At 60.5% G+C, this 15,160-nt stretch carries 14 protein-coding genes; 10 read left to right on the top strand and 4 right to left on the bottom strand.

Features of this window, described 5'->3' with window-relative positions:
• Positions 1–88 precede the first annotated feature (88 nt).
• Positions 89–703, top strand: a complete 615-nt coding sequence (locus M2497_RS16055; protein ID WP_248481538.1) for a dTMP kinase — start codon at positions 89–91, stop codon at positions 701–703.
• Positions 704–811: 108 nt separating this feature from the next.
• On the opposite strand, the gene M2497_RS16050 is transcribed toward M2497_RS16055, so the two are convergent.
• Entirely contained in the window at positions 812–1,561 is a 750-nt protein-coding gene (locus tag M2497_RS16050) for a glucose 1-dehydrogenase (RefSeq protein ID WP_248481537.1), read from the bottom strand.
• A gap of 100 nt (positions 1,562–1,661) precedes the next feature.
• On the opposite strand from M2497_RS16050, the gene M2497_RS16045 reads away from it, so the two are divergent.
• Positions 1,662–2,021: a helix-turn-helix domain-containing protein gene (locus M2497_RS16045; RefSeq protein WP_248481535.1), complete on the top strand. Its 360-nt coding sequence runs from the start codon at positions 1,662–1,664 to the stop codon at positions 2,019–2,021.
• A gap of 59 nt (positions 2,022–2,080) precedes the next feature.
• Here M2497_RS16045 and M2497_RS16040 read toward each other — a convergent pair whose 3' ends face one another.
• Positions 2,081–3,694: a methyl-accepting chemotaxis protein gene (locus M2497_RS16040; RefSeq protein ID WP_248481533.1), complete on the bottom strand. Its 1,614-nt coding sequence runs from the start codon at positions 3,692–3,694 to the stop codon at positions 2,081–2,083.
• A 259-nt stretch (positions 3,695–3,953) separates the two neighbouring features.
• On the opposite strand from M2497_RS16040, the gene M2497_RS16035 reads away from it, so the two are divergent.
• On the top strand, positions 3,954–5,162 hold the full coding sequence (locus M2497_RS16035) for a multidrug effflux MFS transporter (RefSeq protein ID WP_248481531.1): 1,209 nt from the start codon (positions 3,954–3,956) through the stop codon (positions 5,160–5,162).
• 4 nt (positions 5,163–5,166) lie between these two features.
• Here the strand turns inward: M2497_RS16035 and M2497_RS16030 are convergent, their stop codons facing one another.
• Entirely contained in the window at positions 5,167–6,081 is a 915-nt protein-coding gene (locus M2497_RS16030; protein WP_093513243.1) for a tyrosine-type recombinase/integrase, read from the bottom strand.
• Between the two features lie 108 nt (positions 6,082–6,189).
• The gene (locus tag M2497_RS16025; RefSeq protein WP_248481529.1) at positions 6,190–7,002 is read right to left on the bottom strand and encodes a hypothetical protein; all 813 of its coding nucleotides are present in this window, start codon (positions 7,000–7,002) and stop codon (positions 6,190–6,192) included.
• Between the two features lie 458 nt (positions 7,003–7,460).
• On the opposite strand from M2497_RS16025, the gene arnC reads away from it, so the two are divergent.
• The 7 genes from arnC to M2497_RS15990 are packed head-to-tail and all read left to right on the top strand — an operon-like array spanning position 7,461 to position 15,158.
• Positions 7,461–8,486, top strand: a complete 1,026-nt coding sequence (arnC, locus tag M2497_RS16020; protein WP_248481527.1) for an undecaprenyl-phosphate 4-deoxy-4-formamido-L-arabinose transferase — start codon at positions 7,461–7,463, stop codon at positions 8,484–8,486.
• Between the two features lie 2 nt (positions 8,487–8,488).
• Entirely contained in the window at positions 8,489–10,480 is a 1,992-nt protein-coding gene (gene arnA, locus M2497_RS16015) for a bifunctional UDP-4-amino-4-deoxy-L-arabinose formyltransferase/UDP-glucuronic acid oxidase ArnA (protein ID WP_058425883.1), read from the top strand.
• Entirely contained in the window at positions 10,480–11,364 is an 885-nt protein-coding gene (gene arnD / locus M2497_RS16010) for a 4-deoxy-4-formamido-L-arabinose-phosphoundecaprenol deformylase (RefSeq protein ID WP_248481525.1), read from the top strand. Before arnA ends, arnD begins: the two co-directional genes overlap by 1 nt.
• Positions 11,361–13,016: a lipid IV(A) 4-amino-4-deoxy-L-arabinosyltransferase gene (arnT, locus tag M2497_RS16005; RefSeq protein ID WP_248481523.1), complete on the top strand. Its 1,656-nt coding sequence runs from the start codon at positions 11,361–11,363 to the stop codon at positions 13,014–13,016. Before arnD ends, arnT begins: the two co-directional genes overlap by 4 nt.
• Entirely contained in the window at positions 13,013–13,360 is a 348-nt protein-coding gene (arnE, locus tag M2497_RS16000; RefSeq protein WP_248481521.1) for a 4-amino-4-deoxy-L-arabinose-phosphoundecaprenol flippase subunit ArnE, read from the top strand. The genes arnT and arnE overlap by 4 nt, the downstream gene beginning before the upstream one ends.
• The gene (gene arnF, locus M2497_RS15995) at positions 13,357–13,770 is read left to right on the top strand and encodes a 4-amino-4-deoxy-L-arabinose-phosphoundecaprenol flippase subunit ArnF (protein ID WP_248481519.1); all 414 of its coding nucleotides are present in this window, start codon (positions 13,357–13,359) and stop codon (positions 13,768–13,770) included. The genes arnE and arnF overlap by 4 nt, the downstream gene beginning before the upstream one ends.
• Positions 13,767–15,158, top strand: coding sequence for a UDP-glucose/GDP-mannose dehydrogenase family protein (locus M2497_RS15990; protein ID WP_248481517.1), 1,392 nt, complete (start codon positions 13,767–13,769; stop codon positions 15,156–15,158). Before arnF ends, M2497_RS15990 begins: the two co-directional genes overlap by 4 nt.
• Positions 15,159–15,160: the final 2 nt, after the last annotated feature.

Below are 15,160 nucleotides of genomic sequence, written 5' to 3'. Positions count from 1 at the left end.
GGAAAATTACTTGTGAAAGTGCTTGGATGCGTGGCCAGCTGCAAATGCAGTTAGAGTGGTGATGATTATCTTGATCGCTGTGTGAAAAATGAATGTTCCACTTTTTATTTCTCTAGATGGCCCCAAAGGCACCGGCAAAACCACGTTGTTGGAGGCTGTAACGGCGGCACTGAGGGCGGAAAACAAGAAAGTCATTCGGCTTTGCGAGCGAAAAAGCGACCCCTACAGAGGTGAAACCATGGCCCTGGTCAATGAACTTGCCAGAAATCCTTCACGGGATTTGGAATGGGCTGTGTGTGAGCGCTTTGCCGAGAGTCGCCGCTGGATATCCCGGAATGTCCTGACTCGGCAGCCGTTGGGCAGCATTATCCTGATTGATCGCTGGTATCCCTCTGAGGCTGCGTTTCGACACACGATACCGTTTGCAGAGATTCTGCAGTTGAACCTGGAGCGAAGCGTGCGAGTGCCGGATCTGCATGTCGGCGTTGTCACCGCGCCGGATATTTCATGGGCGAGAGCAACGGCACGATCACGAGGATTGGGCGGCACAGTGATTCAGAAGTATGCAGAGCATGTTGCGTGCACAGAGATGTTCGAGCGTGCGGTTACGGAGCATGGCTGGGTGATGTGTCGTAATGAAGGTGCGATTGAAGAGGCTGTGAAGCAGGTGGTTGCTGAGATCCATAAAGTAGCTGAGCGATAAGCATAGAGTAATACACGATTTAACATAATATACATTATGCGTAACATAATATTGCGTAATCAGGGGCAGTGCCCGTCAGATTTCAACAGGCAAAACCCCCTGTCAGGTTCAAACCTGAGCAAAGCCTCCATCGACAAACATTTCACTGCCCGTCATGAAGCTGCTCTCATCCGATGCCAGGAACAACGCGGCGGCTGCCACTTCTTCAGGCTGACCGATACGGCCCAGTGGCACCTGCGCCGTCATGTCGTCGATGATCGCCTCCTTCTGGCCTGTACCTGACAACGCCGAGTCCAGGCCTGGTGTCGAGATCGGTCCGGGTGAAAGTACGTTCACGCGAATGCCGGTGCCTTTGAGATCCAGCGCCCAGCTTCTGGCGAAATTACGCAACGCCGCTTTGGTGGCGCTGTACACGCTGAACGCCGCGGTGCCCATTGTCCCGGTGGTCGAGCCAGTCAGGATCACGGAACCGCCGGCCTGCATCAGTGGCAAGGCTTTTTGCACGGTGAACAGCGTGCCTTTGACGTTGATGCCGAACGTGCGGTCGAACGATTCTTCGGTTATTGACCCGATCGGTTGGAAATCCCCCAGGCCTGCGTTGGCAAACAGTATGTCAACACGACCCTTGGCGGCTTTGACCTGGGTGAACACACGGTCCAGGTCGTCCAGCTTGGCAATGTCGGCCTGGATGGCGATGGCGTCAGGCCCGATCAGCTCCAGCGCCTTGTCCAGCTCTGACTGTCTACGGCCTACAATCACCACCTGTGCGCCTTCAGCTGCAAAGCGAATCGCGGTGGCCAGGCCGATGCCGCTGTTGCCGCCGGTAACCACTGCAACTTTTCCGTTGAGCTTGCTCATGATGACTCCAAAAAAGAATGTTGAGGCGCAACTCTAGATCCGCTCTATTCTTTTGAATAGTATGCACCTTTTGGTAAGTACCCTTGGAGGCACCTCAATCATGGCCAATAACTCATTCAATTGCGGGCTCGAGGCGGCCCTGGCGGTGATTGGCGGCAAATGGAAGCCGCTGGTGCTGTTCAACCTGGCGCAGAATGTTCATCGATATGGAGAATTAAAGCGCGCGATTGGCGGTGTGACCGATAAAGTGCTGATCCAGCAACTCAAGGAGTTGGAGCGCGATGAGATTATTTTTCGCGTGGACTTCCAGGAAATACCGCCCAAAGTCGAGTATTCCCTGACGCCGTTCGGGGAGTCCCTGGCGTCGGCGTTGGGTGGGTTGTGCCAATGGGGTACGCAGCATATGCAAACGGTAGAGCGCATCGCCGCACGGCGGACGTCTGCCCTCTCCCAATCCTGAGTCCCTGCCCTGATGCCTAACTCAACTAAATGACTATTTAGTTGAGTTAAATCAATGGTTTACAACTGAAATCGATCAACCGACTGCGACAGCTTGCCGGCCAGGCTGGACAATTCGTCCGTTGTTGACGCTGTCTGGCCAATGACCCGGCTGTTGTTTTCCGACATGCCGGCAATCATCTCCACCTGGTGCGCAATTTCATTGCTGGCCAGGCTCTGTTCACCGATAGTGCGCGAGATATCGTTGACCATCTCCGTGGTGTTCAGGGTCGCTTGCAAAATCTCGCGAATCGCCCGCTCCACCTCGGTGGTTACCGCCATGCCCTTGTCCACCTGAGCCACGCCCTCCTCCATGCTGGTCACCGCTTCGCGGGTACTTTGCTGGATACGCTCGACCATGCTGGCGATTTCCAGGGTTGAGGCACTGGTACGGCCGGCCAGGCTGCGAACTTCATCGGCGACCACTGCGAACCCCCGCCCCTGTTCACCGGCGCGGGCGGCTTCGATCGCGGCATTCAGGGCCAGCAGGTTGGTCTGGTCGGCGATCCCCTTGATTACCTGGATAATGCTGAAAATTGCTTCGGACTCTTTGTCCAGCGTGCGGATCACCTGGGCCGACTGCTGCGCGGAGCGGGCAATGCCGCCCATGTCGTTGACCACCTGATGAATCACCCGGCCACCGTCCTTGGCCAAGGTTTCGGCCTGGTTGGCCATGTCCAACGCTCGCCCGGCATGCCGAGTGATTTCCTCGATACTGGCGGTCATTTCACTCGCAGCCGCGGCCATGGTGCTGGCCGCCGCACTTTGTTGCTGGCTGCTGCCGGCCACTTCATGGCAGCCGTGGCTCAGTTGCTCGCTCATGCCATTGACCCCGTGGGCGTTGCTGCGCACCACTTCGATCATGCCGCGCAGATCCCGTTGCATGGTGGCGAGGCTGCGAATCAATGTGCTGGCTTCATCTTTGCGCTGGGGTTCGACAATCATTTCGCTCAAGTTGCCCCGCGCAATGCTGGCGGCAATACGGCTGGCAGCCTGCAACGGCCCCATGATGCTGAGCATGACCCAGCGGCCCTGAGCCAACAGCAGTAAAAGGCTGGCGAGCAACACCACGCCGAGGGTTAAATTGGCGTTGCTGATGGTCTGCTGTGTACCGAGGCTGGTCTGCTGGGTGTTGGTCTCGATCAGCTCGCTCAGCGCGGCCATTTGATCTTCAAGCTGGGTGAAGGCGGTGTTGAACGTTCCCAGTTCATTGCGTGCGGCGTCGGGATTGTCCAGCGCCAAGGCGACAATGCGCTCACCGGCGGCAATGTAGTTGTCCAGGCTCGGTTTGATTTTTTCCAGGTTCGCCTTGAGCGTGTCGTCCAACGGCAGCTTGAGGTTGTCTGCCAGCACCTGCCGAAAGTGCTCAGCGTGATCCTTCAGGGAGCTGTTCACCTGCGCTTTGCTGCTGGTGCTTTTGCCCAGGCCCACCAGCATGGCTGACAGTACATCGGCACGCAGGGCGTCGTGCATCATGTCGGCTTCCATGTGATTGCGCAGCACCGTCATGCTCAACTCGTTGTCCTGCACGGCATTGCCCATCCGGGTATTTCCCAGGTAGCCGGCAAGGCTCATGATCAAGGCGGTCAGCAATCCGGTCGCAATCAACAACATCAAGCGCAGTTTGATCGTCATGCAGGTATCCCCATAGCCTGGACAGCCGGTTGGGAACCCAACCGCTTGAGCGTCTAGTACCGTTATCGGCAGCCGTTGCTTATTAGTGAAGCCCAAGTCAGGGAATCTGCGCGATTCCCTTGTGCTCGCGTGCAAGGGCAGCTCTTTGCCTCGGCGTTATCAGGGCTACATCGAAGTTGTAATGACTCTGTAAGCGTCATCTTGTACAGCCGCAGGCGGACCACTAAGCTGGCCGATCCCTTGAAGGTACCGGAATTCCATGTCTCGAAGCATTGCCCACCTCGCCCTCCTCCTGGGCTTGATCACCGCCGTCGGCCCGTTCGCCATCGACATCTACCTACCCGCGCTGCCAACCCTGGGCGCCAGCCTGCAGGCCTCGCCGGCGCTGGTGCAGATGAGCCTCACGGTGTTCTTCGTCATCGTCGGCCTGTGCCAATTGTTCTACGGGCCGATCAGTGATGTGTTCGGGCGCAAGCCGCCAATCTATGCCGGCCTGGTGATTTTTATCGTGGGCAGTGTGGGGTGTGCCTTGGCGCCGACCATCGAGACACTGATCGCGTTTCGTGCCCTGCAGGCGTTCGGCGCCTGCGCGGGCATGGTAATTCCCCGTGCCATCGTGCGGGACCTGTACACCGGGCATGAGGCCGCCAGGCTGATGGCGTTGCTGATGCTGGTGATGAGCGTCTCGCCGATCCTTGCGCCGTTGGCCGGCAGCCTGGTGATTGCGCTGTGGAGCTGGCGTGAAGTGTTTGCCGTGCTGGCGGTGCTGGCGGCGGCGTGCCTGGTGATGACCATTGTGCAACTGCCGGAAACCCACCCGGCCGAACGCCGGTTGGGCAAGACCCTGGGCAACGCCTTCAGCAGCTATGGCGCATTGCTGCGTGACCCGGTATTCATCGGCCTGTCAGTGGTCTGCGGTTTTGGCCTGGCGACCTTCTTCGTGTTTATCGGCAGCGCGCCGTTCGTGTACATCGAGTACTACGGCCTCACACCCACGCAGTTCAGCCTCGGCTTTGCGTTGAATGCTGCGTCGTTTTTTGCCATGAGCCAACTCACTGCACGCCTCAGTGCGCGCTTTGGCCTGGCGCCGCTGATTCGTTGGTCGGTAACGGCCGTGGCCGCCGTGATGGCCGTCCTGGCGGCCACAACACTGTGGCTCGACAGCCTGGCCCTGACCATGACCCTGCTGTTTATCGGCTTCGGCTTTCTCGGCTTGCTGCTGCCGGCCGCCGGGGTACTGTCCCTGGAGGATCATGGCGCGGTAGCCGGGTCTGCTTCAGCCCTGCTCGGCGCGATCCAGATGATCATCGGTGCCGTGTCCATGACCCTGATCGGCGTGTTCGCCGATCACACGCCGGCGCCGATGCTGATCGGCATAGCGCTGTGCGCTATTGCGGCGCTGTTGACCACGCTGTGGACCTTGCGTCGTTTGCCAGCGCATTTGGCCAACAACCCGCCCTCCCCCTGATTCATCACAAGTCAAACCGATCCACCGCCCGCCGCCGCTCATTGTCGTCACGCACGTCATAACTGGCGGTGGTCTGGATATTGGTGTGGTGCGCGAGCTTCTGCGCGATCGACAGGTCATGCTCCTCGATCACCCGGGTGATGAACGAGCGACGGAAGTCATGGGGCATGATCTTCACCCCCACCTGTTCGCCGCGCTGGCGGGCGATGTAGTAGATGGCATGTTTGGTGATGCGCTCGCGAGTGATGTGGCTGCCACGGCGGATACGGTTGAACAGGAAGCTGTCATCCTGCTCGCCCTCCTTGAGCTGCTCGCGCCGAAACGCCAGCCACGCCTGCAATTTGGCGAACGCCCAGTCCGGCGCGTACTTGATCAACTCCTTGTTGCCCTTGCCGATCACCCGCAGGCTGCGTTCTTCAAAGTTGATTTGCGCCAGGTCGAGGTTGACCGATTCCGACTTGCGCATGCCGGAGCCGTAGAGTATGCCGATCACCGCGGCATCCCGCAGGCCCTGGGGGCGTGGGTCGGCGGCGCAGACTTCCATCATTTCGCGGATCAGGCTGCGCCGCAGGTTGCGGCCCTGGCCCAGGCGCGTACCGGGTGCAGCCTTGACGGTGCGCATGCGCAGCAGGTGCTCCTGGCTGATCAGGTTCAGACGCCAGGCTTCATTCATCACCCCGCGCACCGCGTTCACATACAACGAGGAGGTATTCGGTGCATAACCGTCCTCGCGCAGGGCGGCGACCAGGGCGATGACGTGTTCGGGTTGCAGCAAGTGCCAGTCGATGTCTTCGAGGTTGATATCCTCGAAGCCCAGGCGGTCGGCCGCATCTTGCAGCACGTAGCGCATGGTCAATTGGCTGGAGGGGGCCAGGCGGGTGAGGTATAGGGTCAGTGGGTTGCGGATAGACTCAGTCAAGGTAGATCAGCCTTTGGATTAAATACCTCGAACAAGCCTTTGTTTAATCGAGGTATTTAGTGAATTGGCGAGGGCCGAGTCTAACCCAGGACCAGCCCCGGCACAAAATCACGGGGCCGTATCGTCGTCCTCGGTGGGCTCCTGAGGCTGGACCTGGGTCTGGCTCCACTCGCTGTCCTGCTTCTGCATCAATGCGAACCAGTGCTGGCGCATGAACGTCAGGTACGCCTCCGGCGCCTTGGCAAAGTCCTTCTCATCGCCATAACACCCCGGCAACGGCAACTCGGTGCCCTGCTCCTTGTACTGGCTGACCAGCGCCTGCTGAGCGGCCACGCTGCAGTCCTTTGGCAGCGGCATGCCGCGCAGGGCGCCGGCCTCTTCGTCCCACCAGGCCGCACCGACGCGGTCGACCCCACGCAGGCGGTACTTCTGCGACTTGCCGACGTGCATGATCAACTTGAATTCGTTGGGGCTGACATCACTGGTGCAGGTGCGCGAATAGCCCACGGTGGCCTGGGTGATGCCGTCGCCAGTGAGGTCGGTGACTTTGGTTGCAGCCCTGTCAAAGCGCAGGGACGCATCGAATTCGCAGTGCTGCACATCGTCGTAGAGCATCCACACGCGCTTGGGGCGGTTGCCGTCGATCAGGTACTGGGCCGCATACACGAATGCCGACTGGGTGCCGTCGTCATCGCGCTCGCTGACTTGTTCGGCGAGCACCAGCAGGTTCTTGCCTTGTTTATCGTCCCAGGTATACGCGGCGATCTGCTTGCCGCGCACTTCCACGCCGTCCGGCACCTGGTCGATGCTGGTCAGCGCCACCCCATCATCGGCGCATACGGTGGTGATGCACGCGACGCTCATCAACAACCCCATCAACACTGGCCGCAATTGGCCGCGTAAAAGCTGCACGCTATTCATCCGTTCACCCTGGCAAGAGACGGCTTACTTTACCGGCACTTGCAGGGCATTGCAGAGAATATTCTTCACTGAAAACAGGATTGAATAACATTGCGTCGCGATCCCCCCCGGCGCCTTGTGCAGCACCGCGTCCGCTTAGCTGAACCCTAGCTGTCTACCTGTCAAATAAACGAGTTTTTCATCTGCGTTTCATATTCGTACTACATTTTTACGCTTAATCTTGCCCTTGTTGACTTGAGGGCCATCCGCGCTTCTCCAACTAACCCATTGATTCCGCTTTACCTTTACGCAATATCGTCTTTACTGCAGTTCACCAGGAAGAACACACGGCCAGCGCTCAGGAATGTCGAATGAACACCACGCACACCACTGCCTTTTAATCAGTTGCCTGTACTTTCGCCCACTGATTGCTGCTGTTTCAGCGCTCCAAGTTGCTCTAACCCCGAGGTCATGAATCTTTGAAACCCTACCCTATTCATTGCGTGTCGATCGTTATCCCGGTCTACAACGAACAAGAGAGCCTGCCTGAATTGCTGCGCCGTACCACCGCAGCCTGCAAGCAACTGGCCTACGAATACGAAATCATCCTGGTGGATGACGGTAGCCGCGACAATTCGGCCCAACTGCTGGAAGACGCCGCCGCTGAAGACGGCAGCAACGTGGTCGCGGTGATCCTCAACCGCAACTATGGCCAGCATGCGGCGATCATGGCCGGTTTCGAGCAGTGCCGGGGCGAAGTGGTGATCACACTCGACGCCGACCTGCAAAACCCGCCGGAAGAAATCCCGCGCCTGGTCGAACAGGCCGCCCTCGGTTACGACGTGGTTGCCACCGTGCGCAACAATCGCCAGGACTCGGCCTTCCGCCGCTGGCCGTCGCGCCTGATCAACCTGGCCGTGCAGCGCTCCACCGGCGTGGCCATGACTGACTACGGCTGCATGCTGCGTGCGTATCGCCGCACCATCGTCGACGCGATGCTCGCCTGCCGTGAGCGCAGCACTTTTATCCCGATCCTGGCCAACGGTTTTGCCCGGCACACCACGGAAATCCTGGTGCACCACGCCGAGCGTGAGCACGGCGAATCCAAATACAGCGCCATGCGCCTGATCAGCCTGATGTTTGACCTGCTGACGTGCATGACCACCACCCCGCTGCGCCTGCTATCGATTGTCGGCTTCAGCCTGGCGGCGCTGGGCATGTTGTTCGCCTTTGCATTGATCATCCTGCGCCTGGCCTTTGGTGCCGAATGGGCCGGCGAAGGCATGTTCGTGCTGTTCGCGGTGCTGTTCGTGTTCACCGGCGGCCAGTTCATCGGCATGGGCCTCCTGGGTGAATACCTGGGCCGCATGTACAGCGACGTGCGCGCCCGTCCGCGCTTCTTTATCGAAAAAGTGCTGCGCAACCAACCGGCAGCACCGGCACCCGTGGTCGTCGTCGACGGCCTGGTGTCCTCCCATACCTCTACTTCTGCTGATCAGGTCTAATCATGAGTTCAAAAGCTGTTGTATTCGCGTACCACGATATTGGTTGTGCAGGCATTGAAGCGCTGCTCAGCACCGGTTACGAAATTGCTGCCGTGTTCACCCATGCCGATGACCCCAAGGAAAACAACTTCTACGGTTCCGTCGCGCAACTGTGCGCCCGCAACGGCATCCCGGTGCATGCCCCGGAAGACGCCAACCACCCGTTGTGGATCGAGCGCATCGCCAAGCTGAACCCGGACTACATCTTCTCGTTCTACTACCGCAACCTGCTCAGCGAGCCGCTGCTGGCCACCGCCGGCAAAGGCGCGTTCAACCTGCATGGCTCGTTGCTGCCGAAATACCGTGGCCGCGCCCCAGCCAACTGGGTGCTGGTCAACGGCGAGACCGAAACCGGCGTGACCCTGCACCGCATGGTCAAGCGTGCCGATGCCGGTGCGATCCTGGCCCAGCAGAAAGTCATCATCGAGCGCAGTGACACCGGCCTGACCCTGCACGCCAAACTGCGCGACGCCGCCATTACCCTGCTGCGCGACGCCCTGCCGCAACTGGCCCAGGGCAAACTGGCCGAAACCGCCCAGGACGAAAGCCAGGCCACCTACTTCGGCCGCCGCACCGCCGCCGATGGCAAGTTGGAGTGGAAAAAGCCGGCTGAAGAACTGTTCAACCTGGTACGTGCCGTGACCCAACCTTACCCGGGTGCTTTCTGCGCCGTGGGCGAGCACAAACTGATCGTGTGGCAGGCCGAAGTGGTCAAGGGCAACGAAGGCCTGGCCCCTGGCCGCGTGATCAGCGTCAACCCGCTGCGCATCGCCTGCGGTGAAGACTCCCTGGTGGTCAAGTTCGGCCAGCGTAACGCCGACGGCCTGTTCCTGGCCGGCCCCGCCCTGGCGGACGCACTGGGCCTGGTCGACGGTTCCGTACTGCGCGGCGCCGAGTCCGGCCGCAAGCCTCGTCGTACCCGCGTGCTGATCCTGGGCGTGAACGGTTTTATCGGTAACCACCTGTCCGAGCGCCTGCTGCGTGACGACCGTTACGAAGTCTACGGCCTGGACATCGGCTCCGACGCCATCGAGCGCCTGCGCAGCCACCCGAACTTCCATTACGTGGAAGGCGACATCAGCATCCACACCGAGTGGATCGAGTACCACATCAAGAAGTGCGACGTGGTCTTGCCGCTGGTGGCCATCGCCACGCCAATCGAATACACCCGCAACCCGCTGCGCGTGTTCGAACTGGACTTTGAAGAAAACCTCAAGCTGGTGCGCTACTGCGTCAAGTACAACAAGCGCGTGATCTTCCCGTCGACCTCCGAAGTCTATGGCATGTGCCAGGACCAGTACTTCGACGAAGACACCTCCAACCTGGTGGTGGGTCCGGTCAACAAACAGCGCTGGATCTACTCGGTTTCCAAGCAGCTGCTGGACCGTGTGATCTGGGCGTACGGTGACAAGGGCCTGAAATTCACCCTGTTCCGTCCGTTCAACTGGATGGGCCCACGCCTGGACCGCCTGGATTCGGCGCGTATCGGCAGTTCTCGCGCAATCACCCAATTGATCCTGAACCTGGTGGAAGGCACGCCGATCCGCCTGTTCGACGGCGGCGAGCAGAAGCGTTGCTTCACCGACATCGCCGACGGCATCGAAGCCCTGGCACGCATCATTGACAACGAAAATGGCGTGTGCGACGGCCAGATCGTCAACATCGGCAACCCGGAAAACGAAGCCAGCATCCGTCAGTTGGGCGAAGAACTGCTGCGTCAGTTCGAGGCGCACCCACTGCGTGGCAACTTCCCACCGTTTGCCGGTTTCCGCGACGTCGAAAGCAAGGCGTTCTACGGCACCGGTTACCAAGACGTGGCGCACCGCAAGCCAAGCATCGAAAACGCCAAGCGCCTGCTGAACTGGGAGCCGACCGTGGAGATGAGCGAAACCATCGGCAACACCCTGGACTTCTTCCTGCGTGAAGCCATGCTCGAAATCGCGGACAAGAAATAATGCAGGCAGGCCTCCGCATCGACGTCGATACCTACCGTGGCACCCGTGAGGGTGTACCACGATTGCTCGAGTCCCTGGATGAAGCTGGGGTGAAAGCGACGTTCTTCTTCAGTGTCGGACCGGACAACATGGGGCGCCACTTGTGGCGTCTCATCCGCCCGCAATTCCTGTGGAAAATGCTGCGTTCCAATGCGGTCGGCCTGTATGGCCTGGACATCTTGCTCGCCGGCACTGCCTGGCCGGGCAAACCGATCGGCCGCGACCTGGGGCACTTGATGCGCCAGGCCAAGGCCGCCGGGCACGAAGTGGGCCTGCACGCCTGGGATCACCATGGCTGGCAGGCCAATACCGGGCGCTGGAGCGAGGCGCAGTTGATCGAGCAGATCCGCCGTGGCGTCGACACCCTCAGCGACATACTCGGTGAGCGCATCGACTGTTCCGCCGCCGCCGGTTGGCGCGCGGATGAACGTGTGGTGCAAGCCAAGCAAGCTTTTAACTTTCGCTACAACAGCGATTGCCGGGGCACCAGCCTGTTTCGTCCAACCCTGGCCGATGGCAGTGCGGGCACCCCACAAATTCCGGTAGACCTGCCGACCTTCGACGAAGTCGTCGGGCCGGTGGTGGCTGCCAAAGACTTCAATGGGTTCATCCTCGACCGTTTTGCCGCGTCGAAACTCAACGTTTATACGATTCATGCCGAAGTAGAAGGGATTCTGATGGCCAACGATTTTCGCCAGTTGCTCGCCCAGGCCGGGCAGCGCGGCATCGACTTCAAACCACTGGGCGAGCTGTTGCCAGCGGACGTGACCACCCTGCCCCAGCAACAGCTGGTGCGCGGTGCGTTGCCGGGCCGCGAGGGTTGGCTCGGAGTGCAGCAGGCATGATCCGCCGTTGGGCCTTGCCCCTTCTGCTGTTGGCGTTTGGTGTGTTCTACCTGCTGCCGCTGGCTACCCATGGCCTGTGGATTCCGGATGAAACCCGCTACGCGCAGATCAGCCAGGAAATGCTGCTGACCGGCAAGTGGGCTTCGCCGCACTTCATGGGCATCCGCTACTTCGAAAAACCGGCGGCGGGCTACTGGATGATCGCGCTGGGCCAGGCGATCTTCGGGCAGAACCTGTTCGGCGTGCGGTTTGCCTCGGCCCTGAGCACGGGCTTGAGCATTCTGCTGGTGTACGGGGTGTCGCGCCGGCTGTGGAATGACCCGCGCAAAACCCTGGTCAGCACCGTGCTGTACATGAGTTTTGTCAGCGTGGCCTTGCTCGGTGGCTACGCCAACCTGGATCCGCAGTTCACCTTCTGGGTCAACCTGACCGGTGCTGCCCTGTGGTTCTGCTTCGACAGCACCACCCGCAACGGGCGCCTGGGGGCCTGGGCGTTGCTCGGCCTCGCCTGCGGCATGGGCTTCATGACCAAAGGCTTTCTTGCGTGGTTGCTGCCGGTGTTGATCGCCCTGCCCTATGCGATCTGGCAGAAGCGTGTGCGTGAGCTGCTGGGCTACGGTGTGGTCGCCGTGGTGGTGGCGATTGTCGTCAGCTTGCCGTGGGCGCTGGCGGTGCACCTGCAAGAGCCGGACTACTGGAATTTCTTCTTCTGGCACGAGCATATCCAGCGCTTCGCCGGTGACGATGCCCAGCATGCCGAGCCGTTCTGGTATTACCTGCCGCTGTTGGTTGCGTTCTGCCTGCCGTGGGTGGCGCTGTTGCCGTCCACCGTCAAACAGGCGTGGCGCGACAAACGCAGCGCAAAAATCGGTTTTATCGTGCTGTGGCTACTGATGCCCCTGGCCTTCTTCAGCCTGGCCAAAGGCAAGCTGCCGTCCTACATCATGCCGTGCCTGCTGCCCCTGGCCTTGTTGATGGGCAATACCCTGGCCGACAAACTGGCCCAGGGACGCAGCCGTGCGCTGCGCATCAACGGCTGGCTGAACCTGATCATCGGCGTAGTGGCATTGCTCGCGCTGACCTGGGTGCAATTGAAGAAACCGGTGTACGAGCACGGCCAGGAAACCCTAAGCCTGGTGCTGGTGTTCACCTTTCTGTTTGCCTGGATCCTCGTCAACCTGTTGCAGGCGGCCCGGCCGTTGCACCTGTGGGCCGCGCCGGTCCTCGGCAGTTGGCTGATGGTGGCATTGCTGCCCGCCGCGTTGCCGCACTCGGTGGTGTACAACAAGACTCCGGACCAATTCATCATCGACCACCTGCAGGAACTGCAACCGGCCACGGCCCTGTTGAGCAATGACCTGGGCGCAGCGTCGGCACTGTCGTGGCGCCTGGCGCGCCCGGACGTGACGCTCTACAACACCGTCGGCGAAGTCAAATACGGCCTGGCCTACGCGGACGCCACGCACCACAAGGTGGATACCACCCAAGTCCAGCAATGGATGAGCATTGCGCGCCAAAAGGGCCCGGTCGGCGTGGTCATGCGGGTCAAGGGCGATGACGAAATCGCAGAAGTCGACTTACTGCCCAAGGACGGCAAGCGCTACGAACAAGGCAACATCGTGATCCTGATCTTCCCGCAGGCTGCGCAATGATCACCTTGCTGCTGTTACTGGCCGCCTGCCTGTTCACCTGCATGGGCCAGGTTTCCCAGAAGTTCGCCGTGGAAAGCTGGCGCGACCTGCCGGATGGCTGGGCGCTGAAACTGCGCTCGCCCTGGTTGTGGTCGGCGCTGGTGTGCCTGGGCCTCGGCCTGCTGGTGTGGCTGCTGGTGTTGCAACGCCTGGAAGTCGGCATTGCCTACCCGATGCTCAGCCTCAACTTCGTGTTGGTCACGCTGGTCGCGCGTTTTGTATTCAAGGAACACATCGACACCCGCCATTGGCTGGGTGTGGCGCTGGTGATCGGTGGCGTCGTGTTGCTGGGGCGTCAGGTATGAGCCGGGTTCAGGGGTTTGCCCTGGCCCTGGGCAGCGTCGGCCTGGTCAGTGCCGCCCAACTGGGCATGCGCTGGAGCATGACGCGCCTGCCGCTGCCCAGCGAATGGCTGGACGCCTTCAGCCAGAACAGCATCGACCTGGGCGCCCTCGGCGTCGTGACCCTGGCGATCCTGGCCTACGCGCTGTCGATGCTCTGCTGGCTTGGCGCGCTCAAGCATTTGCCGCTGGGCCGCGCCTATTCGCTGCTGAGCATCAGCTACGCCTTGGTATACCTGCTGGCCGCCAGCCTGCCGGTGTTCAACGAACATTTTTCCGTTTCAAAAACCCTGGGGGTGGCGCTGGTCATCCTCGGTGTTCTGGTTATCAACTCTCGTCGTGCTAGCGCCACAAGTCCCAGGAATGCCCCATGAAAATCAGTGTATTTGGTAGCGGTTACGTCGGTCTGGTGCAGGCCACCGTGTTGGCTGAAGTCGGCCACGATGTCATTTGCATGGACGTTGACAAGAACAAGGTCGAGTCACTGCAAAAAGGCCATGTGACCATCTTCGAGCCGGGGCTGGCTGCGATGGTCAAGGAAAACCTGGAGAGTGGGAGGCTGCACTTCACCCATGATGAAAAGTTGGCGGTGGAACACGGCGAAGTCCTGTTCATTGCCGTGGGCACCCCTTCGGACGAAGACGGCTCGGCCGACCTGAAATACGTGCTGTCGGTAGGCGACGCCGTGGCCCGCCACCGCATAGAGCCGGTGATCCTGGTGGAAAAATCCACCGTGCCGGTCGGCACCGGCGACACCCTGCGCGCCCACATCGAAAAAGCCCTGCACCTGGCCGGCCGGCACCTTGAGTTCGATATCGTCTCCAACCCGGAATTCCTCAAGGAAGGCTCGGCCGTTGCCGACTGCCGCCGCCCGGACCGCATCATCATCGGTTGTGAGCGCGAAGAAGTGCGCGACGTGATGCGCGACCTGTACGCACCGTTCAACCGCAACCATGACCGCATCATTTTCATGGACCTGCGCAGCGCCGAACTGACCAAGTATGCCGCCAACTGCATGCTGGCGACCAAGATCAGCTTTATCAACCAGATCGCCGAGCTGGCCGAGCACCTGGGGGCGGACATCGAAGCCGTGCGCCTGGGCATCGGTGCTGACTCGCGTATTGGCTACCACTTTATCTACCCCGGCTGCGGCTACGGCGGTTCGTGTTTCCCCAAGGACATGCGCGCCCTGATCCACAGCGCCAAGCAAGCCAACTGCTCCAGCGACCTGCTGGAAGCGGTGGAAGCCATCAACCAGCGTCAGAAGAGCAAGTTGTTCGAACGGATCAATGCGTTCTTCAAGGGCGACCTGCGCGGCAAGACCTTTGCCCTGTGGGGCCTGGCATTCAAACCCAACACCGACGACATGCGCGATGCCCCCAGCCGCGTGCTGATGGAAGCCCTCTGGGCCGCCGGCGCCAACGTACGTGCATTCGACCCGGAAGCCATGCAGGAAACCCAACGCATCTACGGCGATGACCCACGGCTGATGCTCATGGGCACCCCGGAATCGACCCTGGGCGGTGCGGATGCGCTGATCGTCTGCACAGAATGGCAGCAGTTCAAGGCGCCGGACTTCGACCTGATCCACCAGCGCCTGAAAACCCCGGTGATCTTCGACGGGCGCAACCTCTACGACGGCGAGCGCCTGGCGCGCAAAGGCTTCCAGTACTACCCGATCGGCCGAGGCGATTCCTGCCAACTGCCGATTCCCCAGCAGCAATGGGTAGCCCTGGGTGCAGGCCAGGTCGTGGAAGCCTGAGA

This window comes from Pseudomonas sp. CYM-20-01 (genome assembly GCF_023169845.1).
Taxonomy (GTDB): domain Bacteria; phylum Pseudomonadota; class Gammaproteobacteria; order Pseudomonadales; family Pseudomonadaceae; genus Aquipseudomonas; species Aquipseudomonas azotoformans.
Note: the sequence above shows the minus strand (reverse complement) of the source record. Positions and strands in the feature narration are given on the sequence as shown.

Coding starts and splice junctions, on each gene's coding strand:
- M2497_RS16055 (WP_248481538.1), top strand. CDS start 89: ATGAATGTTCCACTTTTTATTTCTCTAGATGGCCCCAAAGGCACCGGC.
- M2497_RS16050 (WP_248481537.1), bottom strand. CDS start 1,561: ATGAGCAAGCTCAACGGAAAAGTTGCAGTGGTTACCGGCGGCAACAGC.
- M2497_RS16045 (WP_248481535.1), top strand. CDS start 1,662: ATGGCCAATAACTCATTCAATTGCGGGCTCGAGGCGGCCCTGGCGGTG.
- M2497_RS16040 (WP_248481533.1), bottom strand. CDS start 3,694: ATGACGATCAAACTGCGCTTGATGTTGTTGATTGCGACCGGATTGCTG.
- M2497_RS16035 (WP_248481531.1), top strand. CDS start 3,954: ATGTCTCGAAGCATTGCCCACCTCGCCCTCCTCCTGGGCTTGATCACC.
- M2497_RS16025 (WP_248481529.1), bottom strand. CDS start 7,002: ATGAATAGCGTGCAGCTTTTACGCGGCCAATTGCGGCCAGTGTTGATG.
- arnA (WP_058425883.1), top strand. CDS start 8,489: ATGAGTTCAAAAGCTGTTGTATTCGCGTACCACGATATTGGTTGTGCA.
- arnD (WP_248481525.1), top strand. CDS start 10,480: ATGCAGGCAGGCCTCCGCATCGACGTCGATACCTACCGTGGCACCCGT.
- arnT (WP_248481523.1), top strand. CDS start 11,361: ATGATCCGCCGTTGGGCCTTGCCCCTTCTGCTGTTGGCGTTTGGTGTG.
- arnE (WP_248481521.1), top strand. CDS start 13,013: ATGATCACCTTGCTGCTGTTACTGGCCGCCTGCCTGTTCACCTGCATG.
- arnF (WP_248481519.1), top strand. CDS start 13,357: ATGAGCCGGGTTCAGGGGTTTGCCCTGGCCCTGGGCAGCGTCGGCCTG.
- M2497_RS15990 (WP_248481517.1), top strand. CDS start 13,767: ATGAAAATCAGTGTATTTGGTAGCGGTTACGTCGGTCTGGTGCAGGCC.